This is a genomic window from Streptomyces sp. NPDC048415, assembly GCF_040651675.1.
Lineage (GTDB): Bacteria > Actinomycetota > Actinomycetes > Streptomycetales > Streptomycetaceae > Streptomyces.
The window spans coordinates 1-19,434 of the sequence record NZ_JBEZKJ010000059.1 but is presented as its reverse complement, the minus strand read 5'-3'; the positions used below and the strand labels follow the sequence as shown (position 1 = coordinate 19,434).

Sequence of the window (19,434 nt, the reverse complement as noted above, 5' to 3'; positions counted from 1 at the left end):
GGCCCCGCGATCGACTGCCTCACGCGCGCGTGAGCGTCGATTCCGTCGAAGGACCCGGCAGATCCGCCACGAGCTCCGGGCGTTCGCGCAGCGCCAGCACGACGCGCAGCACCCCGATCCACACCAGGCAGGAGCCGAGCATGTGGAGGCCGACGAGGGCCTCGGGGAGGTCGGTGAAGTACTGGACGTAGCCGATGATCCCCTGGCTGAGCAGGATCAGGAACAGGTCGCGGGTGCGGTGGAGGGGGCCCTTGGGGGCGTCGACCGCTTTGAGGACGAACCACAGGGCGAACGTCAGCGTCACCACGATCCAGGCCAGCACGGCGTGCAGCTTGGCGACGTTCTCCCAGTTCACGTGCATACGGTCGACATCGCTTGAGTCGCCCGCGTGCGGGCCGGCACCGGTGACGACCGTGCCGACCGCGATCAGCAGGACGGCGGCGGCGACCAGGAACCACACGAGCTGCTGCACGGCCTTGCCGACCAGCGGACGCGGCTCGGCGTCGCCCTCGCGGGTGCGCTGCCACATCAGCGTGGCGACCGTGATGAGCGCCGTGGAGAGCAGGAAGTGCGCGGCGACCGTGTAAGGGTTGAGGCCGACCAGGACGACGATGCCGCCGAGGATCGCGTTGCTCATGACGATCCAGAACTGGGCCCAGCCGAGCCGGGTCAGGTTCCGCCGCCACGGCTTCTGAGAGCGCACGGCGATGATCGCCCAGCCGACCGTGGCGCACAGCACGTACGTGAGCATGCGGTTGCCGAACTCGATGAGTCCGTGGAAGTTCATCGCGCTGGTCGGAGTGAGCGAGTCGGCGGTGCACTTCGGCCAGGTCGGGCAGCCGAGTCCCGACCCCGTGAGCCGCACCGCGCCGCCGGTGACCACGATGACCACCGCCATGACGAGCGCGGCGAGGGCCGCGCGCCGCACCGTCCGGGGTGTCGGGGTCCAGCGTTCGGCGATGAGGGCTAGCGGGTTGCGCACCGCGCGCAGGGCGTCGGCTCGGGTCACGTTGGGCACGTGCACCATCGTAGGGGGCCGCTTGTGCACGCCTTCACGAGGGCCCCATACCTACTCCCAGCGGAAGAACCTCCCCGCGGCCGCCAACCCCAGGACCCCCCACACGGCCAGGATCCCGAGGTCCGCCCACGGCGTCCCGGCGCCGTGCTGGAGCACATCCCGCAGCCCGTCCGACAGTGCGGAGATCGGCAACAGGCCGAGCACGTCCTGGGCGCCCGAGGGGAACTTGTCCAGCGGCACGATCACCCCGCCGCCGACGAGGAGCAGCAGGAAGACCAGATTGGCGGCGGCCAGGGTCGCCTCGGCCTTGAGCGTGCCGGCCATCAGCAGGCCGAGGCCCGAGAAGGCGGCGGTCCCGAGGACCAGCAGGAGCAGTACGGCCAGCGGGTTGCCGTGCGGCGACCAGCCGAGCGCGAAGGCGATCACCGTCAGCAGGACCACCTGCAGGGCCTCCGTGACCAGTACGGACGCCGTCTTCGCGGCCATCAGGCCCCAGCGGGGAAGCGGGGAGGCGGCGAGCCGCTTCAGCACCCCGTACCGCCGCTCGAAGCCGGTGGCGATGGCCTGGCCGGTGAACGCCGTCGACATGACGGCGAGCGCGAGGATGCCGGGGGTGAGGAAGTCGACCGCCTTCCCCTTGCCCGTGTCGATGATGTCCATCGAGCTGAACAGCACCAGCAGGAGGGTCGGGATGACGACCGTCAGGAGCAGCTGCTCGCCGTTGCGCAGCAGCATCTTCGTCTCGAGTACGGCCTGGGTGCCGATCATGCGGGGCAGCGGGGCCGCCCCCGGCTTCGGGGTGTACGTACCGGCGGTGGTCACGAACGCAGCTCCTTGCCGGTCAGCTCCAAAAACACGTCTTCAAGGGTGTGGCGTTCGACCGAGATCTTCTCCGGCATCACGCCGTGCTGCGCGCACCAGGACGCGACCGTCGCCAGCAGTTGCGGGTCGACCTTGCCGCCGACCCGGTAGGCGCCCGGCGTCAGCTCGGCCGCCGTGCAGTCCGCCGGGAGCGCCTTGAGCAGGGACCCCACGTCCAGGCCCGGGCGGCCGGTGAAGCGCAGGGTGTTCTCGGCGCCGCCGCGGCACAGCTCCTCGGGGGAGCCCTGGGCGATGACCTTGCCCGCGTCGATGATCGCGACGTCGTCGGCGAGCTCCTCGGCCTCGTCCATGTAGTGCGTGGTGAGGATGACGGAGACGCCGTCGGAGCGCAGGTCGCGGACCAGGTCCCAGGTGGCGTGGCGGGCCTGCGGGTCGAGGCCCGCGGTCGGCTCGTCGAGGAATATCAGCTCGGGGCGGCCCACCACGGCCATCGCGAGCGCGAGGCGCTGCTGCTGGCCGCCGGAGAGCCGCCGGTAGGTCGTGCGGCCGCAGCTGTCGAGGCCGAGCCGTTCGATGAGTGCGTCCACGTCCAGCGGGTGGGCGTGGAGTTTCGCCACATGGCGGAGCATCTCGTCGGCCCGCGCACCCGAGTAGACGCCTCCGGACTGGAGCATCACACCGATGCGGGGGCGCAGCTCCCCGGCCTGTGTCACCGGGTCGAGACCCAGGACGCGCACCGTGCCGGAGTCCGGCCTCCGGTACCCCTCGCAGGACTCGACCGTGGTCGTCTTGCCCGCGCCATTGGGTCCGAGTACGGCGGTGATGCCCGCCTTGGCCACCAGGTCGAGGCCGTTCACCGCGGTCTTCGTGCCGTACCGCTTCACCAGGGCCTGGACCTGGACCACGGGCTCGCTTCGCATGAGGCGCAAGTCTAAGGACGCCCGCGCGCCTCGCGGGCGCCGGGGCCCGTATCCACCTACAGGTCCCGTGGCCGGTGCAGCGCCAGCCAGCCCTCCGCGTACGCCACCGCGTCGGCGACCGGAAACAGCCGTGCGTCGGCAGCGCCCACCGTGCCCCGTACGACGGGACGGTCCCGTTCGAAGTCGTGGCCCAGCTCCTCGAACCGATCCGAGGTGATCGACACCTCCCGCACCACCTGCCAGCCCGCCAAGGACGGGCGTCCTACCTCGACGGCCGGAGACGGAATGCGGTACTCGGCGAGATGGAAGCTGGTGCAGGTGTCGTAGCCGGTGCCGAGCAGCAGGACCCGGGCGCCGTCGGCCTCAAGACGGGCCAGCGGGCTGCGCTCACCGAGGCGGCAGTCGGGTGCGTGGCTCCCGGTGATCGCTGCCGCGCGCGGGCCGAGCGCCGCGAACGAGGTCTCCGGGTGCGCGCTGCGCAGGGCGCCCGGCCAGTTGCGTACGGTCTCCGGGATGACGCCGACCCCGCGCGAGGGCGTCACACGGGGGTCGTAGGCGGGCATCGTCACTCGAATGGCCGACCACCATTCCTCTGGTACCGGCGGGTTGCTCCACAGGGCCGGATCGGAGAGGTCGCCGGACTGGGTGGGGACCACCAGGGCGCCGTTGGGACCGAGCGCGTCGAGCAGTCCCTGGACGACGGCGACCGGGCCTCCGTTGACCCAGCCGAGGGAGCTGAGGGAGGAGTGCGCGAGGAGGGTCTCGCCGGGCCGTACTCCCAGCTCGCGCAGCTGTGCGGCGACTGTGCCTCTGGTGACGAGTGGGCCGGTCGGAGGGGGTGTCGGCATGGGTCGGCAGTTTCCCCGAGCGCCCGCGCCCGCGCCACCGAATTGAACGAGCAAAGATCATTTCCGCAGGTCACCTTAGGTATGCCTAAGTGATGCAGGGCACCGTCCACCCCTCAGGACGCGGCTTGTCAGGTTCTGAGGAATTACGCAACAATGGCGTTGTGAAAAACGTTGGCGAGGCTCGGGAGACCCCCACGGGGGCCCCGCAGGAGGAACTGGCGACCGGTGAGCGTTCGACGCGCAACCGGGTCGCGCGGTCCATCCTGGACCACGGCCCGTCCACGGTGGCCGATCTCGCGGGACGGCTGGGACTGACCCAGGCCGCCGTGCGCCGCCATCTGGACGCGCTCGTCGCCGACGACGTCGTGGAAGCACGTGAGCAGCGGGTCTACGGAGCGCGGACGCGCGGCCGCCCCGCCAAGGTTTTCGCCCTGACCGATTGCGGCCGGGACGCCTTCGACCAGTCCTACGACAAGCTCGCCGCGGACGCCATGCGCTGGATCGCGGAACGCGAGGGCGGGGACGAGGCGCTCGTCGCCTTCGCCCGCGCCAGGATCGCCACCCAGGCCACCGTGTACCGCGAGGCCATCGAGGCCGCCGCCCCCGAGGAGCGCACCGAAGCGCTGGCCAAGGCCCTGAGCGCGGACGGGTACGCTGCCACGGCGCGCAGCGCACCGGTCGGCGAGCAGCTTTGCCAGCACCACTGCCCGGTCGCCCATGTCGCCGAGCAGTTTCCGCAGCTGTGCGAGGCGGAGACCGAGTTCTTCTCGCAGCTGCTCGGCACGCATGTCCAGCGGCTGGCCACCATCGCCCACGGCGACGGCGTCTGCACGACGTTCATTCCCAAGAGCGCCCCCAAGACCACTGATAACGCATCTGCAAGCACGGCCGGGAGGAACCCCGCATGACTCTCCCCACGGAGACTGCTCACCCCGAACTCGAGGGCCTGGGCAAGTACGAATACGGCTGGGCCGACTCCGACACGGCCGGCGCCTCTGCCAAGCGCGGCATCAACGAGGACGTCGTCCGCGACATCTCCGGGAAGAAGAACGAGCCGGAGTGGATGACCAAGCTCCGCCTCAAGGGCCTGCGTCTCTTCGAGAAGAAGCCCATGCCGAGCTGGGGCTCGGACCTGTCGGGCATCGACTTCGACAACATCAAGTACTTCGTACGCTCCACGGAGAAGCAGGCGGAGTCCTGGGAGGACCTGCCCGAGGACATCAAGAACACGTACGACAAGCTCGGCATCCCGGAGGCGGAGAAGCAGCGCCTCGTCGCCGGTGTCGCGGCCCAGTACGAGTCCGAGGTCGTCTACCACCAGATCCGCGAGGACCTGGAGGAGCAGGGCGTCATCTTCCTCGACACCGACACCGCGCTGAAGGAGCACCCGGAGCTCTTCAAGGAGTACTTCGGCACCGTCATCCCGGTCGGCGACAACAAGTTCGCGTCGCTGAACAGCGCCGTGTGGTCCGGCGGCTCCTTCATCTACGTGCCGAAGGGCGTGCAGGTCGAGATCCCGCTCCAGGCCTACTTCCGGATCAACACGGAGAACATGGGCCAGTTCGAGCGGACCCTGATCATCGTTGACGAGGGTGCCTACGTGCACTACGTCGAGGGCTGTACAGCCCCGATCTACAAGTCGGACTCGCTGCACTCCGCGGTCGTCGAGATCATCGTCAAGAAGAACGCCCGCTGCCGCTACACGACCATCCAGAACTGGTCGAACAACGTCTACAACCTGGTCACCAAGCGCGCCGTCGCCTACGAGGGCGCGACCATGGAGTGGATCGACGGCAACATCGGCTCCAAGGTCACCATGAAGTACCCGGCCGTCTACCTGATGGGCGAGCACGCCAAGGGCGAGACCCTGTCCATCGCCTTCGCGGGCGAGGGGCAGCACCAGGACGCCGGTTCCAAGATGGTCCACATGGCGCCGAACACGTCGTCGAACATCGTGTCGAAGTCCGTGGCGCGTGGTGGCGGCCGTACGTCCTACCGCGGTCTGGTCGAGATCGGCGAGGGCGCCCACGGTTCGAAGTCGAACGTGCTGTGCGACGCGCTGCTCGTCGACACGATCTCCCGCTCCGACACGTACCCGTACGTCGATGTCCGTGAGGACGACGTGTCCATGGGCCACGAGGCAACCGTCTCCAAGGTCTCCGAGGACCAGCTCTTCTACCTGATGAGCCGCGGCATGACCGAGTTCGAGGCGATGGCGATGATCGTGCGCGGCTTCGTCGAGCCGATCGCCAAGGAGCTGCCCATGGAGTACGCCCTCGAACTCAACCGGCTGATCGAGCTCCAGATGGAAGGCGCGGTCGGCTAAGAGCCAACTGCCGTCCCCCATCAAGCCACTCACGTAAGAAAGCGAGCAGACCGACAGCCATGGCTGAGGCTCAGAATATTCCGGTGGGGTCCACCACCGCCGGCCAGATCGCGGTGGCCGCCGAGTCGACCGTCGCCACGCGCATGAGCGCGCCCGCGTCCTTCGACGTGGCGGACTTCCCCGTCCCCCACGGCCGCGAGGAGGAGTGGCGGTTCACGCCGCTGGAGCGGCTGCGCGGGCTGCACGACGGCACCGCGGTCGCCACCGGCGACGGCGTCAAGATCGACATCGAGGCCCCCGAGGGCGTCACCGTCGAGACCGTCGGCCGTGACGACGCCCGCATCGGCAAGGCCGGCATCCCGGTGGACCGCGTCGCCGCCCAGGCGTACTCGGCGTTCGAGAAGGCCGGCGTGGTCACCGTCCCCAAGGAGACGGTGCTCACCGAGCCGATCCGTATCGCCGTGCACGGCGAGGGCGGAGTGGCCTACGGCCATCAGGTCGTGGAACTCGGAGCCTTCGCCGAGGCCGTCGTCGTCATCGACCACACCGGTGACGCGGTCCTCGCGGCGAACGTCGACTACATCCTGGGCGACGGCGCCAAGCTGACCGTCGTCTCCGTCCAGGACTGGGACGACAAGGCCGTGCATGTGGGCCAGCACAACGCGCTGATCGGCCGGGACGCCACCTTCAAGTCGTTCGTGGTCACCTTCGGCGGCGACGTCGTACGCCTGCACCCGCGCGTCTCCTACGCCGGGACCGGCGGCGAGGCCGAGCTGTTCGGTCTGTACTTCACGGACTCGGGCCAGCACCAGGAGCACCGCCTCCTCGTCGACCACAACACCCCGCACTGCAAGTCGAACGTCGCCTACAAGGGCGCGCTCCAGGGCGAGGGCGCCCACGCGGTGTGGATCGGTGACGTCCTCATCGAGGCCAAGGCCGAGGGCACGGACACGTACGAGATGAACCGCAACCTGGTTCTGACCGACGGCGCCCGCGTCGACTCCGTGCCGAACCTGGAGATCGAGACCGGCGAGATCGTCGGTGCCGGACACGCCTCCGCCACCGGCCGCTTCGACGACGAGCAGCTCTTCTACCTGATGGCCCGCGGCATCCCGGCCCCCGAGGCCCGCCGCCTGGTGGTCCGCGGCTTCTTCGCCGCGTTGGTCCAGCAGATCGGTGTCGACGACATCGAAGAGCGCCTTCTTGTGAAGATCGACGAAGAGCTGGAGGCGTCGGTCTGATGCCCGCGACCTTCGAGAGTGGTCACTACCAGAGGGCCTGTGGGCTGAGCGAGCTGGAGGAGGGCACCCCGAAGCGGGTGGAACTCGACGGCACGCCGGTCTCGGTCGTGAAGACCGAGGGGGAGGTGTTCGCGATCAACGACATCTGCTCGCACGCGAACGTCTCGCTCTCCGAGGGCGAGGTGGAGGACTGTCAGATCGAGTGCTGGCTGCACGGCTCCAGCTTCGACCTCCGCACAGGCAAGCCGTCCGGCCTTCCCGCGACGCGCCCCGTCCCCGTATACCCCGTAAAGATCGAAGGGGACGACGTGCTCGTCTCCCTCACCCAGGAGTCCTGAGGAACCCATGGCAACGCTTGAAATCCACGACCTGCACGTCACCGTCGAGGCCGACAACGCCACGAAGGAGATCCTCAAGGGCGTCGACCTGACCGTGAAGCAGGGCGAGACGCACGCCATCATGGGCCCCAACGGCTCGGGCAAGTCGACCCTCGCCTACTCGCTCGCGGGCCACCCGAAGTACACGATCACCGGCGGCACCGTCACCCTCGACGGCGAGGACGTCCTGGCGATGTCCGTCGACGAGCGCGCACGCGCGGGCCTGTTCCTGGCGATGCAGTACCCCGTCGAGGTCCCCGGCGTCTCCGTCTCCAACTTCCTGCGGACGTCGGCCACGGCGATCCGCGGCGAGGCCCCCAAGCTGCGTACCTGGGTGAAGGAGGTCAAGGAGACCATGGAGCGCCTCTCCATGGACCCCGCCTTCGCCGAGCGCAACGTCAATGAGGGCTTCTCCGGCGGTGAGAAGAAGCGCCACGAGATCCTTCAGCTCGAGCTGCTCAAGCCGAAGATCGCGATCCTCGACGAGACCGACTCCGGCCTGGACGTCGACGCCCTGCGCGTCGTCTCCGAGGGCGTCAACCGTGTCCGCGAGACCGGCGAGGTCGGCACCCTGCTGATCACGCACTACACGCGCATCCTGCGCTACATCAAGCCCGACTTCGTTCACGTCTTCTCCGGCGGCCGGATCGTCGAGTCCGGCGGCGCCGAGCTCGCCGACAAGCTGGAGAACGAGGGCTACGAGGCCTACGCGAAGCACGACGAAGTCGACACGAAGGGTGGCGTATCCGCGTGACGCAGCTGCCGGGCCTCCTCGACACCGAGGCGATCCGCAAGGACTTCCCCATCCTGGACCGCCAGGTCCACGACGGTAAGAAGCTGGTGTACCTGGACAACGCGGCGACCTCGCAGAAGCCGCGCCAGGTGCTCGACGCCCTGAACGAGTACTACGAGCGCTACAACGCCAACGTCCACCGCGGTGTGCATGTGCTCGCCGAGGAGGCCACGGCGCTGTATGAGGGCGCGCGCGACAAGGTCGCCGCGTTCATCAACGCGCCGAGCCGCGACGAGGTGATCTTCACCAAGAACGCCTCCGAGTCGCTCAACCTCGTGGCCAACATGCTCGGCTGGGCCGACGAGCCCTACCGGGTCGACCACGAGACCGAGATCGTCATCACGGAGATGGAGCACCACTCCAACATCGTCCCGTGGCAGCTGCTGTCGCAGCGCACCGGCGCGAAGCTGAAGTGGTTCGGCCTGACCGACGACGGCCGCCTCGACCTCTCCAACATCAACGAGATCATCACGGAGAAGACGAAGATCGTCTCCTTCGTGCTGGTGTCGAACATCCTGGGCACCGTGAACCCGGTCGAGGCGATAGTGCGCCGCGCCCAGGAGGTTGGCGCCCTGGTCCTGATCGACGCCTCGCAGGCGGCGCCGCACATGCCGCTCGACGTCCAGGCCCTGCAGGCCGACTTCGTGGCCTTCACCGGCCACAAGATGTGCGGTCCGACGGGCATCGGCGTGCTCTGGGGCCGTCAGGAGCTGCTTGAGGACCTCCCGCCGTTCCTCGGCGGCGGCGAGATGATCGAGACCGTGTCGATGCACTCGTCGACGTACGCCCCCGCGCCGCACAAGTTTGAGGCGGGCACGCCTCCGATCGCGCAGGCGGTCGGTCTGGGCGCGGCGATCGACTATCTGAACTCGATCGGCATGGACAAGGTCCTCGCCCACGAGCACGCGCTCACCGAGTACGCGGTGAAGCGGCTCGCGGAGGTCCCCGACCTGCGGATCATCGGCCCGACGACGGCCGAGGACCGCGGCGCGGCGATCTCGTTCACGCTGGGTGACATCCACCCGCACGACGTGGGCCAGGTCCTCGACGAGCAGGGCATCGCGGTCCGGGTCGGTCACCACTGCGCCCGCCCGGTCTGCCTGCGGTACGGAATTCCTGCGACCACGCGAGCGTCGTTCTATCTGTACTCCACGCCGACCGAGATCGACGCGCTGGTCGACGGGCTGGAGCACGTACGGAACTTCTTCGGCTGAGGGGCTGGCTGGAATCGTGAAGCTGGATTCGATGTACCAGGAAGTCATCCTGGACCACTACAAGCACCCGCACGGGCGCGGTCTGCGGGATGGCGACGCCGAGGTGCACCACGTCAACCCGACGTGCGGCGACGAGATCACACTGCGGGTGAGGTACGACGGGGAGCGGATCGCGGACATCTCGTACGAGGGCCAGGGCTGCTCGATCAGCCAGGCCTCGGCCTCCGTACTGAACGAGCTCCTGGTCGGCAAGGACGTGTCCGAGGGGCAGAAGATCCAGGAGACCTTCCTGGAGCTGATGCAGTCCAAGGGCAGGATCGAGCCCGACGACGCGATGGAGGAGGTGCTGGAGGACGCGGTCGCGTTCGCCGGTGTCTCCAAGTACCCGGCCCGGGTCAAATGCGCCCTCCTCAGCTGGATGGCATGGAAGGACGCGACGGCCCAGGCTCTGGGCGAGAGCGCCGAGAGGAAGACGGCATGAGCGAGAACGAGACTCTGACGACGAAGCCCGCCTCCGAGGAGGAAGTCCGCGAGGCGCTGTACGACGTCGTCGACCCCGAGCTGGGCATCGATGTCGTCAACCTCGGCCTCATCTACGGCATCCACATCGACGACGCGAACATCGCGACGATCGACATGACGCTGACGTCCGCGGCCTGCCCGCTCACCGACGTCATCGAGGACCAGGCCAAGTCCGCCACGGACGGCCTCGTCAACGAACTGCGGATCAACTGGGTCTGGATGCCGCCGTGGGGCCCGGACAAGATCACGGACGACGGACGTGAGCAGCTTCGGGCGCTCGGGTTCAACGTCTGATCTCCCCGCAACCTGTGTGTGGCCCCCGGCGGCGTGCCGGGGGCCACAGCTGTTCCCGGGCTCAGGCCCAGCCCTTCACCACACGGAACGCCGAGTCCGCGCGCTACAGCGTGCTGTCGAGATCATGACGGTGGCCGCGTGCGCCGGGCGGGGGAGGGCGACGAGCGCCCCCGCCCGGCGATGAGCGCCCCCGCAGCGATGAGCGCGGCTGCCGTCGCGCGGGTGCCGAGCCCGAGCGTTCTGTCTCTGTGCGTGCGTCCCTTCAACGGAAAGCAGGGCGGCGGGAGTTGGTGCATGCACGGAGCATCCTCGCCCTCGGGGCGCGCCGGGCCGACGGCGGGCAGAGCGCGGACGTCAGCTGGGGCGTCCTCGCCGACCCCGAGGGCAACGAGTTCTGTGTGCTGCGGCCCAAGAAGTCACTCGTGGACTGACCCCGACACGCGCAGCAGCACCTCCGCGAGTCCCTCCCTGCGGATGCGCTGGTCCAGATAGAGCAGGGACGAGATCAGCGGCAAAAACACCATCGTGAACACCTGGGTGACCAGGCTTCCGACCACCGAGAGCGCCAGATAGGCGACCGAGTGGGGCAGGCTCTGGGCGTAGACGCCCGCCGCGTCCGCGGCCGGAGGCGACGAGGCGTCGTACGGCCGCGGACCGGGCATCGCGAACATCAGCGGCAGCCGGATCACCAGCGACACGACCACCGCGGTCAGACCGCCGAGCAGCATGATGCCGAACGTGCGCCACCACGCGCCGCGCATCAGCCGCGCCGAGCGCCGCAGCGCCTGCACGGGCCGGGCCGCCTCCAGCACGGCCGCGGCCGGGGCGAAGCAGAACAGGACGCAGAGCCACACCGTCAGCGGTACGACCGCCAGCATGAGCAGGAAGAGGACTCCGTACGGCAGATCGCTGCCGAACCCCACGACGGCCAGGAAGAACGAGACGAACACCGCGGCGAACAGCAGCATCGGGATCGCCAGGATCAGCCCCAGCAGCAGGGTCACCCCGAGCACCGACGGGGTGCGCGGCCACGTGCGCCGCCAGATCTGGCCGAGGGTGGCCCGCCGGCCGAGCACCGCGTCGTGCAGGGTGGCCGCGCAGGAGGCCTGGACGAAGGCACCCGCGACCGTCATCCCCACGACGGCGAAGGCCCACACAGCGCCGAACGCGAGCAACACGGGCCGGAAGTCGGCCCACCGCGGGTGACGGGGTGTGTCGTAGATCGTGTGCAGATGGCCGCTCGTCGCGGCGTACGCGACGGCTGCCGCGGCCAGCACCAGGACGGCCACCGCGAGATGGACCAAGGCGGCGAGTCCGAACAGCGGCCGCGCGTACCGACGCATCGTGGCGAAAGCGCCGCCGAAGACCGTGTCCACGCCCAGCGGGGCCAGCGGTATGACACCCGGCTTGGGCGGAGGAGGCGCCGGTACCCAGCCCCAGCCGCCCGGAGGGCCGCCGTACGGCCCCGCTGGTCCCCACCCCGAACTGTCCGACATCCCTCTTGCGCTCCCCTGCTCCGGGAGCCTTCCGGCTCCGGCCCCCACTGTGATCGCGAACGATATCCGGTGCGGCGGACGGTGCCTACGGGGTATCCCGGACCGCTCTGTGTACGGGCGTACGCATCGATGCGTACACTCGTACACATGGGATACGTGCTGCTCGCCGGAGCCATCGCCTCGGAGGTGGCCGCCACCACCGCCATGAAGTACAGCGACGGTTTCAGCAGGCTCTGGCCGTCGCTGGTGACCGTCCTCGGCTACGTCATCGCCTTCGCGCTGCTCGCGCAGACCCTGAAGACCGTCTCGGTCGGCACGGCCTACGCGATCTGGGCGGGCGTCGGCACCGCCGTCATCGCCGCGATCGGCATGGTGTTCCTCGGCGAGGGCATGACCGCCGCGAAGATCGCCGGAATCGCGCTGATCATCGGCGGGGTCGTGCTGCTCAACCTGGGCGGCGCGCACTGATGGCGCCGCACACCGTGCCGGGCGGAGCGCACTGATGGCGCGCCGGTACGACCCCGAGCGGCGGCAGCGGATCATCGACGCGGCGATCCGGGTCGTGGGGCACAAGGGCATCGCCGGGCTGAGCCACCGCTCCGTCGCCGCCGAGGCCGATGTGCCGCTCGGCTCCACCACGTACCACTTCAAGACCCTCGACGAACTCATGGTCGCCGCCCTGCGCCAGGCCAACGAGGGCTTCGCCAAGGTCCTCGCCGCGCGCGGCGCCCTGGAGGACACCGGCGGCGAACTGGCCGCCGAACTCGCCGGCATCACGGGCGAGTGGCTCGCGGGCGACCGCACGGGCCTCGAGCTGGAGTACGAGCTCTATCTCGCCGCCCTCCGCCGCCCCGCCCTGCGCCCCGTCGCCGCCGAGTGGACCGAGGGTCTCGTCGACCTCCTCGCCCGCCGCACCGACCCCGTCACCGCGCGGGCGCTCGTCGCCCTGATGGACGGAATCTGCCTGCAGGTGCTGCTCACGGGTGCGGCGTACGACGAGGAGTACACGAGGGAGATGCTGGCGCGGCTCATCGGCTGATCGGGAGGGGAAGCGGCCCTGAGACACGCCACCCTGTGGCGCGCGCCGGGCGGGAGCCGTGCGGTGCGCCCGGTACCTGAGACGCCCCGCGCACCGGTTCGCCCGTGCGGCCTTCGCCACGTTAGGTTTCACCCATGACCGACACGACTGCTTCTCGTACCACCGGCGCCGTCGCCGCCGGGCTCGCCACCCTCGCCGCCGACGGCACCGTCCTCGACACCTGGTTCCCCGCACCCGAGCTGGTCGCCGAGCCCGGCCCCTCCGGCACGGAGCGGCTGTCCGCCGAGAGGGCCGCGGAGCTGCTCGGCGGAGGCGCGACCGCGGCGATCGGCCGGGACGCCCGCCGGGGCGTCGAGGTGGTCGCGGTCCGTACGGTCATCGCCTCGCTCGACGACAAGCCGATCGACGCGCACGACACCTACCTGCGCCTGCACCTGCTCTCGCACCGCCTCGTCAAGCCGCACGGCCAGAGCCTGGACGGCATCTTCGGCCACCTCGCCAACGTCGCCTGGACCTCGCTCGGCCCGGTCGCCGTCGACGACGTCGAGAAGGTCCGGCTGAACGCGCGCGCGGAGGGACTGCACCTCCAGGTGACGTCCATCGACAAGTTCCCGCGCATGACGGACTACGTCGCGCCGAAGGGCGTTCGCATCGCCGACGCCGACCGGGTCCGTCTCGGCGCGCACCTCGCCGAGGGCACCACCGTCATGCACGAGGGCTTCGTGAACTTCAACGCCGGCACGCTCGGCACCTCGATGATCGAGGGCCGTATCTCCGCCGGTGTCGTGATCGGCGACGGTTCCGACGTCGGCGGCGGCGCCTCCACCATGGGCACCCTCTCCGGTGGCGGCAACGTCCGCATCACCATCGGCGAGCGCTGCCTCATCGGCGCCGAGGCGGGCGTCGGCATCGCCCTCGGCGACGAGTGCGTGGTCGAGGCCGGGCTGTACGTCACCGCCGGCACCCGCGTCACGATGCCCGACGGCCAGATCGTCAAGGCCCGCGAACTCTCCGGTGCCTCGAACATCCTCTTCCGCCGCAACTCGGTCACCGGCACGGTGGAGGCGCGGCCGAACAACGCCGTCTGGGGCGGCCTGAACGAGGTCCTGCACAGCCACAACTAGCCGCCTGTCTGCGCCGAGCGCCCTCCAGCCACCGGCGGGAGGGCGCTCGGCTATGTGCCGCCCGTGCCAAGGGCCGCGGCGAACTCCGCCAGCGCCGTGAAGTCGTCCTCGCGCAGGCCGAGGCGGGGACTGACGTACCGGAGCAGCGCGGGCGCCGGGTGCTGGGCGGCGACGTAGGCCTCGTCGGCCGGGCTCTGTTCGTCGTCCACCCACGCGAAGGGGCGGCCCCCCGCGTACGCCACGATCGCCTCCGTCTTCCAGTGGACCCCGTCGGGCCGCGAGGCGAACAGGGCGCCGGCGAAGTCGACGTACGGGAGTCCGGGGAGGCCGATGACCGGGGCGATCCAGCGGTTGGCGGCGTCCATCCAGGTCGAGGCCCAGCACAGGTCGTAGCCGAGGCCGAGGAGCTTGCGGCCGTGGTCGGGGTGGAGCCAGACGCGCAGGGGCCTGCCGGGGGTCAGGGCCACCCGGATCGTCGTATAGCCCTCGGGCCCGCGTTCCGGCCGGGCGGCGTACGGGTTGAGGGGGCCGTCGACGTCGAGGAACAGCAGCGGTCGGCTCACCGGCCCACCGTAAGGGACGCCTGGTGGAACAGCCGGGGAAAATCGCTCCTGGCCCGGCGGCATAGCGAGGGGTGGGCACGCGCGTCACAAGGGGCACGGGGCGGGCCACGGGGGCCGCCGGGGAAGAGAAGGTGACGATGGATGCCGAAGCGCACGAAAGCTTCCGGGAGTTCGTGGCGAACCGGTCGTCCGCGCTGCTGCGGACGGCCGTCCTGCTCAGCGGCGGGGACCGGCACGCGGCCGAGGACCTGCTGCAGAACGCGCTGATCAAGGCGGCGGGCCGGTGGCACCGGATCGACGAGCCCGAGGCGTACGTACGGCAGATCCTGTACCGGCAGCAGGTGAGCCGCTGGCGGCTGAAGTGGCCGAGACGGGAACTGAGCGTCGCCGAGCCGCCCGAGGCGTCGCCCGGCGCGGACCTCTCGGCCGCCGCCGAACTGCGCGTGGTGATGCGCGGGGCGCTGGCCCGGCTGACGGCACGCCAGCGCACCGTGCTGGTGCTGCGCTACTTCGAGGATCTGCCCGAGGCCGACGTGGCCCGGCTCCTCGGCTGCTCCGTCGGGACCGTGCGGTCCACGACCCATCGCTCGCTCGCCCGGCTGCGGGCGCTCGCCCCCGAACTGGCCGCGCCCGGCGCGGGCAGCCCCGTACAGCCGCCGTCCCGTGACTTCTCGCCCGTGGAGGTGCGTCAGTGAACGTCGAAGACCTCGTCCGTGACACCTTCCGCGAGCAGGCCGCGGGCGGCGTGCGCACACCGCCCGACTTCGCCGACCGGGTGCTCGCCGTCCGCAGGCGCCGCAGGACCCGTACGCTCGCGGGCGCCGCCGTGGCCACGGTGGCCGCCGTCGCGGCGGCCGTGGCCGTGCCGCTGCTCGACACCGGCGGGGACGATGTGCGCCCGGCCGGTGAGACGAACCGGAGCGACATCATCGCGCACCCCGACCAGTCGCCGCCGCGCGACCTGATCGCGGCGGGGGACACGGTGCTCGCCGCGTTCAGCGCCGTGCAGAAGGTGGAGCAGCCGAACAAGGACGAGATCATCACGCGGACGTACCGTCTGCTCGACCAGAGGACCGGCAGATACGAGAAGGACTCCCGGTGGTCCCTCGTCGATGTCGCGCCGGGCGGACGGACGGCGGCCGTCCTGGAGCGTGAACTGCCCGCGCGGCGCGTCGGGTTGCTGAACCTGATGACCGGTGAGGTGGACCGCTGGATCCCGGTGCCGCAGGGCGCGGCCGGCATCGACTTCTCGCCCGACGGCAGGAAGCTCCTCGCGACGACGTACGACAAGAATCCGGACCGGCTCTACTGGAGCCGCAGGAGGGAGCTCATCGGCCCGCACGGCAAGGTCGTCGAACCGCAGGGCATGCCCAGCAGGACCGGGTTCAGCGTCATCGACGTCGCCTCCGGGAAGGCCGACTGGCACAAGGCCTCGTCCTGGAAGGACTCGGCCGGCCGTTCCCTCAATCCCCGCTCGGACTTCCTGTTCAACCTCGACGGCAAGCTCCTCTACGAGCACACCTATGACCAGCCCTACCGCGTCTATCACGACCTGGTGGGCAGGACGGTGCCGACGCCCCCCGACGAGAAGAAGCTCGTCGACGTGGACACCGGCGCCTCCCCCGACGGGAAACTCGTGGCCTTTCCCTCAGGCGTGAGAGTCCTGGCGACCGGCAAGCGGGTACCCGGGGTGCCCGACGTGGCCCTGCTCGCCTGGGCCGGCAACAAGCGGCTCGTCGCCTGGCAGATCAACGAGCACATGAGCGGCAACCCCCGCAGGCTCGTCCTCCTCACGCTCGGCACCGACAAGCTCGTGCCGCTCAGTGGCTACGGGACGCAGGAGTACGACGCCAGGCACTGGGACCCCCTGTTCGGCCGGCGCTGACCAGCTCCTCGTACGCCGCCAGCAGCCCGTCGACCCTCATCCGGTCGGCGGGCCGCAACGGCGGGCGGACCGGACCCGCGGGCAGCCCCAGCGCGCCGAGGACCGCCTTCGCCGTCACGGTGCCCGGCAGACCGTCCGACATCATCGACTCGACGAGCGGCACGAGCCGTCGCTGGAGGCGTGCCGCCCCGGCGGTGTCCCCCGCGTCGAACGCGTCCAGGATCGCCCGGAACTGACGGGGCGCCACATTCGCCACGGTGCTGATGTATCCGCTCGCGCCGATCGCGTACAGCGCGAGGACGTACTCGTCGCAGCCCGCGTAGTACGCCAAGTCCGTGCGGGCCAGCACCTTCTGGGTGCCCAGGTGGTCGTACGCGCAGTCCTTGACCGCCACGATCCTCGGGTGTTCGGCGAGCCGGATCATCGTGTCCGGCTCGATGCGGGTGCCGGTGCGGCCCGGGATGTCGTACAGCACGAGGGGCAGCCCCGAGGAGTCCGCGATCTCACGGAAGTGCGCTTCGACCGCGTCCTGCGGAGGCCTGCTGTAGTACGGCGTGACCACCAGCAGCCCGTCCGCGCCGGCCTTCTCGGCCTCCAGGGCCAGCTCCGCGGTGTGCCGGGTGTCGGCCGTGCCCACCCCGGCCACGATGGACGCCCGGTCGCCGACCGCCTCCCGCACCGCCCGCACCAGCGCGGCCTTCTCCGCGTCCGTCGTGGTCGGCGACTCACCCGTGGTGCCGGACAGGACCAGCCCGTCGCAGCCCTCCGAGACCAGCCGGTCGGCGAGCCGCTGCGCACCGTCGAGGTCGAGCGTGCCCGCCTCGGTGAAGGGGGTGATCATCGCGCAGAGGGCGCGGCCGAAGTGCGTCGTGTTCATGGGAGTAGTGTCGACTCCCCGATTGTGAAGCTCCACTTAATTCTGCTACCACATATGGGCAAGGGTTGCTACGGAGTCGGGGTTGTGGGGTGGCGAGGCCCTGGTGTGAATCCGGCCCCCCATGGGTCACCATGGCGAGGACGGCAGTCGTCGGCAGAGCGCGGGAGGCGTCATGAGGCTGGGCAAGGCACTCGCCACCGGAGTCGCGGAAGAGCGGGCTCAGGCACGGGAAGACGAACTTCAACTGCCCGAGATCGTCGAGGAGCCGGAGGCCTCCGTGCCCGAAGAGGTCGCGGCCGGCCGATGAGGCCCCGGCTCCCCGAGGAACGCCCGACGGAGCCGCCGACCGGATACAAGATTGCCCACCCGGTGCTGTCCCAGGACGGCACGCGGGCCGGGTTCACCGGCGTATCACTGGGTGGCGCGCTGCCGTACGGCGTACTGGACGAGGCCGGGTGTGTCTATGGGCGGCGGCACCGGGCGCCGCACCGCCGGTGCGACTGCGGCTTCCACTGCGTGCACGACTCCGCCACCGCCGAGGCGATGCTCTGTCTCGCCGAGCACCGGGCCGCCGTCCTCCTCGAAGTCTCCGTCCTCGGCGCCTACATCCGCTTCGAACGCGGCTTCCGCTACGCCCGGCAGCGCGTGCGCACCGCGACTGTCGGCCCCTGCGCCTGCGGCGCGGCGGCCGGGGCCCTGGCCGACGCGGGCTGGGGCCGGCCCGGATGGCGCGCGCTGACGGCGGCGTGCGCGGGCTGCGTACGTGGTCGTACGTCCCTGTCACTGGCCGGATTCGCGCGGCTGGCCGGCGAGGGGCTGCGGGTCCGCGCCGCGAGCGGCGGGGCCGGTCCGCCCGTCGATCTCGGAGTCTGCGAGCTCGTCGCCGAGGCGGCCCTGTTGCAGGCCCGACTCGACTGGTTCCAGAGCCAGTTGGCGCGGCTCGACAAGCGGGGGCCGCAGGGGTAGCACGGGCCCGTACGGGTACTCGGACCTCCTCAAGCGAGAGGAGGCGGGACACGTGGCCAAGACCATGGACCAGGGGCCCGTGCGGGACGAGCACGGGCAGCAGTCGGTGGGTGAGCTCGTCGGTCGGGCCACCGAGCAGCTCTCCCTGCTCGTACGGCAGGAAGTGACCCTCGCGAAGGCGGAGTTGGCGGAGAAGAGCCGGCGTGCGGGGCGCGGCGGCGGCCTGCTCGGCGCCGCGGGCGCCGTCGGCTATGTCGGGCTGATGGCCCTGTCCGCCGCGGGCGTCGCCGCGCTCTCCCTGACCCTGCCCGTGTGGGCGGCGGCACTCGTCGTCACGGCGGTGCTCCTCGCGCTCGCGGCGGCACTGGCCGTCACCGGCCGCGCACAGCTGCGTCGGGCCGCGCCACCCACACCCGAGCGCGCGCTCGACAGCGTCAGGGCCGACATGGACGAGATCAAGGAAAGGGCACATCGATGACGAAGGACGAGGGTACGGGCGTGGGCCCCGGTGCGGGGGCCGCGGAGACCGGCGCCAAGGGGCCGGACGAGTTGCGGCAGCAGATCGAGGAGACCAGGAGTCAACTCGGCGACACTGTCGAGGAGTTGGCCGCCAAGGCCGACGTGAAGGCCCGGGCTCGGGCCCGCGCGGCCGAGCTCAAGGAGCGGGCGGGTACGGCGACCGTCCAGATGAAGGGCAGTGCGGCGCAGGCCGGGCACGCGGTGCAGGGGAGGGCGGCGCAGGCCGGGCACGCGGTGCAGGGGAGGGCGGCGCAGGCCGGGCACGCGGTGCAGGGGAAGGCGGCGCAGGCCGGGCACGTCGTTCAGGACACCGTGCCGCAGCCTGTGCGGGCCGCCGCCACCACGGTCGTCCAGGCCGGGTTGCGGCACCCTCGTCCCGTGCTGATCGCGGGGGCGGGCGCGGTGGTCGCGGCGGGGCTCCTCCGGAGGCGGCACAACGGACACCGCTGAACCTCGCTGCTCCTCACCCCGGCACACCGGCACACCGGCGGCTGGCGGGTCGTAGGCCGACCTGGTGCACCCCGTCTTCTTCGGCTCGGCCATGACGGGCGCGGGTGTGGCCGAACTCATCTGCGGGATCAAGGTGTTGC

General features: G+C 70.5%; 24 protein-coding genes and 1 pseudogene. 18 read left to right on the top strand and 7 right to left on the bottom strand.

Annotated elements, in window-relative coordinates; genetic code table 11:
- Window positions 1–19: 19 nt before the first annotated feature.
- From AB0D27_RS30475 to AB0D27_RS30460, 4 genes are read right to left on the bottom strand one after another with little or no spacing between them, the layout of a single operon-like run.
- Window positions 20–1,027, bottom strand: coding sequence for a COX15/CtaA family protein (locus AB0D27_RS30475; RefSeq protein WP_362515266.1), 1,008 nt, complete (start codon window positions 1,025–1,027; stop codon window positions 20–22).
- A 42-nt stretch (window positions 1,028–1,069) separates the two neighbouring features.
- Entirely contained in the window at window positions 1,070–1,840 is a 771-nt protein-coding gene (locus tag AB0D27_RS30470) for an ABC transporter permease (RefSeq protein ID WP_362515265.1), read from the bottom strand.
- Window positions 1,837–2,760 carry an ABC transporter ATP-binding protein gene (locus AB0D27_RS30465; RefSeq protein WP_362515263.1) on the bottom strand — a complete coding sequence of 308 codons (924 nt, stop codon included), beginning with the start codon at window positions 2,758–2,760 and terminating at the stop codon, window positions 1,837–1,839. Before AB0D27_RS30465 ends, AB0D27_RS30470 begins: the two co-directional genes overlap by 4 nt.
- A gap of 56 nt (window positions 2,761–2,816) precedes the next feature.
- Entirely contained in the window at window positions 2,817–3,608 is a 792-nt protein-coding gene (locus AB0D27_RS30460; RefSeq protein WP_362515261.1) for an AAC(3) family N-acetyltransferase, read from the bottom strand.
- Between the two features lie 161 nt (window positions 3,609–3,769).
- Between AB0D27_RS30460 and AB0D27_RS30455 the strand changes: the two genes are divergently transcribed.
- The 9 genes and pseudogenes from AB0D27_RS30455 to AB0D27_RS30415 all read left to right on the top strand — a co-directional run.
- Window positions 3,770–4,516: a metalloregulator ArsR/SmtB family transcription factor gene (locus AB0D27_RS30455; RefSeq protein WP_362515260.1), complete on the top strand. Its 747-nt coding sequence runs from the start codon at window positions 3,770–3,772 to the stop codon at window positions 4,514–4,516.
- Window positions 4,513–5,934: a Fe-S cluster assembly protein SufB gene (gene sufB, locus AB0D27_RS30450; RefSeq protein WP_362515258.1), complete on the top strand. Its 1,422-nt coding sequence runs from the start codon at window positions 4,513–4,515 to the stop codon at window positions 5,932–5,934. The genes AB0D27_RS30455 and sufB overlap by 4 nt, the downstream gene beginning before the upstream one ends.
- Before the next feature lie 59 nt (window positions 5,935–5,993).
- A complete protein-coding gene (gene sufD / locus AB0D27_RS30445) occupies window positions 5,994–7,175 on the top strand; it encodes a Fe-S cluster assembly protein SufD (protein WP_362515257.1) in 1,182 nt (393 codons plus the stop codon).
- Window positions 7,175–7,513: a bifunctional 3-phenylpropionate/cinnamic acid dioxygenase ferredoxin subunit gene (locus AB0D27_RS30440; protein WP_362515255.1), complete on the top strand. Its 339-nt coding sequence runs from the start codon at window positions 7,175–7,177 to the stop codon at window positions 7,511–7,513. The genes sufD and AB0D27_RS30440 overlap by 1 nt, the downstream gene beginning before the upstream one ends.
- A gap of 7 nt (window positions 7,514–7,520) precedes the next feature.
- A complete protein-coding gene (sufC, locus tag AB0D27_RS30435) occupies window positions 7,521–8,306 on the top strand; it encodes a Fe-S cluster assembly ATPase SufC (protein ID WP_362515254.1) in 786 nt (261 codons plus the stop codon).
- Window positions 8,303–9,559 (top strand): cysteine desulfurase, encoded by a 1,257-nt coding sequence (locus tag AB0D27_RS30430; RefSeq protein ID WP_362515250.1) that lies wholly within the window; start codon window positions 8,303–8,305, stop codon window positions 9,557–9,559. Before sufC ends, AB0D27_RS30430 begins: the two co-directional genes overlap by 4 nt.
- Window positions 9,560–9,575: 16 nt before the next feature.
- Complete coding sequence (gene sufU / locus AB0D27_RS30425) at window positions 9,576–10,040, top strand: Fe-S cluster assembly sulfur transfer protein SufU (protein WP_362515248.1); 465 nt, start codon at window positions 9,576–9,578, stop codon at window positions 10,038–10,040.
- The gene (locus AB0D27_RS30420) at window positions 10,037–10,375 is read left to right on the top strand and encodes a metal-sulfur cluster assembly factor (RefSeq protein WP_362030635.1); all 339 of its coding nucleotides are present in this window, start codon (window positions 10,037–10,039) and stop codon (window positions 10,373–10,375) included. The genes sufU and AB0D27_RS30420 overlap by 4 nt, the downstream gene beginning before the upstream one ends.
- 299 nt (window positions 10,376–10,674) lie before the next feature.
- A pseudogene (locus AB0D27_RS30415) lies at window positions 10,675–10,806 on the top strand (VOC family protein); the annotation flags it as partial.
- Here AB0D27_RS30415 and AB0D27_RS30410 read toward each other — a convergent pair.
- Window positions 10,792–11,871 carry an oxidoreductase gene (locus tag AB0D27_RS30410; RefSeq protein WP_362515247.1) on the bottom strand — a complete coding sequence of 360 codons (1,080 nt, stop codon included), beginning with the start codon at window positions 11,869–11,871 and terminating at the stop codon, window positions 10,792–10,794. The pseudogene AB0D27_RS30415 and the gene AB0D27_RS30410 overlap by 15 nt on opposite strands.
- Window positions 11,872–12,018: 147 nt before the next feature.
- Between AB0D27_RS30410 and AB0D27_RS30405 the strand changes: the two genes are divergently transcribed.
- The 3 genes from AB0D27_RS30405 (at window position 12,019) to dapD (ending at window position 14,034) form a co-directional block, all read left to right on the top strand.
- Window positions 12,019–12,339, top strand: a complete 321-nt coding sequence (locus AB0D27_RS30405) for a multidrug efflux SMR transporter (protein WP_362515246.1) — start codon at window positions 12,019–12,021, stop codon at window positions 12,337–12,339.
- Between the two features lie 34 nt (window positions 12,340–12,373).
- Window positions 12,374–12,910, top strand: coding sequence for a TetR family transcriptional regulator (locus tag AB0D27_RS30400; RefSeq protein ID WP_362515245.1), 537 nt, complete (start codon window positions 12,374–12,376; stop codon window positions 12,908–12,910).
- Between the two features lie 134 nt (window positions 12,911–13,044).
- Window positions 13,045–14,034, top strand: coding sequence for a 2,3,4,5-tetrahydropyridine-2,6-dicarboxylate N-succinyltransferase (dapD, locus tag AB0D27_RS30395; protein WP_362515243.1), 990 nt, complete (start codon window positions 13,045–13,047; stop codon window positions 14,032–14,034).
- Between the two features lie 50 nt (window positions 14,035–14,084).
- Here the strand turns inward: dapD and AB0D27_RS30390 are convergent, their stop codons facing one another.
- On the bottom strand, window positions 14,085–14,597 hold the full coding sequence (locus AB0D27_RS30390; RefSeq protein WP_362515242.1) for a hypothetical protein: 513 nt from the start codon (window positions 14,595–14,597) through the stop codon (window positions 14,085–14,087).
- A 137-nt stretch (window positions 14,598–14,734) separates the two neighbouring features.
- Between AB0D27_RS30390 and AB0D27_RS30385 the strand changes: the two genes are divergently transcribed.
- Together AB0D27_RS30385 and AB0D27_RS30380 are read left to right on the top strand one after the other, a co-directional pair.
- The gene (locus AB0D27_RS30385; RefSeq protein WP_362515240.1) at window positions 14,735–15,292 is read left to right on the top strand and encodes a SigE family RNA polymerase sigma factor; all 558 of its coding nucleotides are present in this window, start codon (window positions 14,735–14,737) and stop codon (window positions 15,290–15,292) included.
- On the top strand, window positions 15,289–16,482 hold the full coding sequence (locus AB0D27_RS30380; protein ID WP_362515238.1) for a WD40 repeat domain-containing protein: 1,194 nt from the start codon (window positions 15,289–15,291) through the stop codon (window positions 16,480–16,482). Before AB0D27_RS30385 ends, AB0D27_RS30380 begins: the two co-directional genes overlap by 4 nt.
- On the opposite strand, the gene dapA is transcribed toward AB0D27_RS30380, so the two are convergent.
- Entirely contained in the window at window positions 16,418–17,359 is a 942-nt protein-coding gene (gene dapA, locus AB0D27_RS30375; protein ID WP_362515237.1) for a 4-hydroxy-tetrahydrodipicolinate synthase, read from the bottom strand. The genes AB0D27_RS30380 and dapA overlap by 65 nt on opposite strands.
- 172 nt (window positions 17,360–17,531) lie before the next feature.
- Here dapA and AB0D27_RS30370 point away from each other — a divergent pair, with 172 nt between their 5' ends.
- The 4 genes from AB0D27_RS30370 (at window position 17,532) to AB0D27_RS30355 (ending at window position 19,294) form a co-directional block, all read left to right on the top strand.
- Window positions 17,532–17,666 carry a hypothetical protein gene (locus AB0D27_RS30370; RefSeq protein WP_362515235.1) on the top strand — a complete coding sequence of 45 codons (135 nt, stop codon included), beginning with the start codon at window positions 17,532–17,534 and terminating at the stop codon, window positions 17,664–17,666.
- Entirely contained in the window at window positions 17,663–18,325 is a 663-nt protein-coding gene (locus AB0D27_RS30365; RefSeq protein WP_362515233.1) for a hypothetical protein, read from the top strand. Before AB0D27_RS30370 ends, AB0D27_RS30365 begins: the two co-directional genes overlap by 4 nt.
- A gap of 64 nt (window positions 18,326–18,389) precedes the next feature.
- Entirely contained in the window at window positions 18,390–18,803 is a 414-nt protein-coding gene (locus tag AB0D27_RS30360) for a phage holin family protein (RefSeq protein WP_362515306.1), read from the top strand.
- Window positions 18,800–19,294, top strand: a complete 495-nt coding sequence (locus AB0D27_RS30355; protein ID WP_362515231.1) for a DUF3618 domain-containing protein — start codon at window positions 18,800–18,802, stop codon at window positions 19,292–19,294. Before AB0D27_RS30360 ends, AB0D27_RS30355 begins: the two co-directional genes overlap by 4 nt.
- Window positions 19,295–19,434: the final 140 nt, after the last annotated feature.

Excerpts from the sequence above, each read along its gene's own strand:
- AB0D27_RS30475 (WP_362515266.1), bottom strand. The coding sequence starts at position 1,027 with ATGGTGCACGTGCCCAACGTGACCCGAGCCGACGCCCTGCGCGCGGTG.
- AB0D27_RS30465 (WP_362515263.1), bottom strand. The coding sequence starts at position 2,760 with ATGCGAAGCGAGCCCGTGGTCCAGGTCCAGGCCCTGGTGAAGCGGTAC.
- AB0D27_RS30460 (WP_362515261.1), bottom strand. The coding sequence starts at position 3,608 with ATGCCGACACCCCCTCCGACCGGCCCACTCGTCACCAGAGGCACAGTC.
- sufB (WP_362515258.1), top strand. The coding sequence starts at position 4,513 with ATGACTCTCCCCACGGAGACTGCTCACCCCGAACTCGAGGGCCTGGGC.
- sufD (WP_362515257.1), top strand. The coding sequence starts at position 5,994 with ATGGCTGAGGCTCAGAATATTCCGGTGGGGTCCACCACCGCCGGCCAG.
- AB0D27_RS30440 (WP_362515255.1), top strand. The coding sequence starts at position 7,175 with ATGCCCGCGACCTTCGAGAGTGGTCACTACCAGAGGGCCTGTGGGCTG.
- sufC (WP_362515254.1), top strand. The coding sequence starts at position 7,521 with ATGGCAACGCTTGAAATCCACGACCTGCACGTCACCGTCGAGGCCGAC.
- AB0D27_RS30420 (WP_362030635.1), top strand. The coding sequence starts at position 10,037 with ATGAGCGAGAACGAGACTCTGACGACGAAGCCCGCCTCCGAGGAGGAA.
- AB0D27_RS30410 (WP_362515247.1), bottom strand. The coding sequence starts at position 11,871 with ATGTCGGACAGTTCGGGGTGGGGACCAGCGGGGCCGTACGGCGGCCCT.
- AB0D27_RS30405 (WP_362515246.1), top strand. The coding sequence starts at position 12,019 with ATGGGATACGTGCTGCTCGCCGGAGCCATCGCCTCGGAGGTGGCCGCC.
- AB0D27_RS30400 (WP_362515245.1), top strand. The coding sequence starts at position 12,374 with ATGGCGCGCCGGTACGACCCCGAGCGGCGGCAGCGGATCATCGACGCG.
- dapD (WP_362515243.1), top strand. The coding sequence starts at position 13,045 with ATGACCGACACGACTGCTTCTCGTACCACCGGCGCCGTCGCCGCCGGG.
- AB0D27_RS30385 (WP_362515240.1), top strand. The coding sequence starts at position 14,735 with ATGGATGCCGAAGCGCACGAAAGCTTCCGGGAGTTCGTGGCGAACCGG.
- dapA (WP_362515237.1), bottom strand. The coding sequence starts at position 17,359 with ATGAACACGACGCACTTCGGCCGCGCCCTCTGCGCGATGATCACCCCC.
- AB0D27_RS30370 (WP_362515235.1), top strand. The coding sequence starts at position 17,532 with ATGAGGCTGGGCAAGGCACTCGCCACCGGAGTCGCGGAAGAGCGGGCT.
- AB0D27_RS30365 (WP_362515233.1), top strand. The coding sequence starts at position 17,663 with ATGAGGCCCCGGCTCCCCGAGGAACGCCCGACGGAGCCGCCGACCGGA.
- AB0D27_RS30360 (WP_362515306.1), top strand. The coding sequence starts at position 18,390 with ATGGACCAGGGGCCCGTGCGGGACGAGCACGGGCAGCAGTCGGTGGGT.
- AB0D27_RS30355 (WP_362515231.1), top strand. The coding sequence starts at position 18,800 with ATGACGAAGGACGAGGGTACGGGCGTGGGCCCCGGTGCGGGGGCCGCG.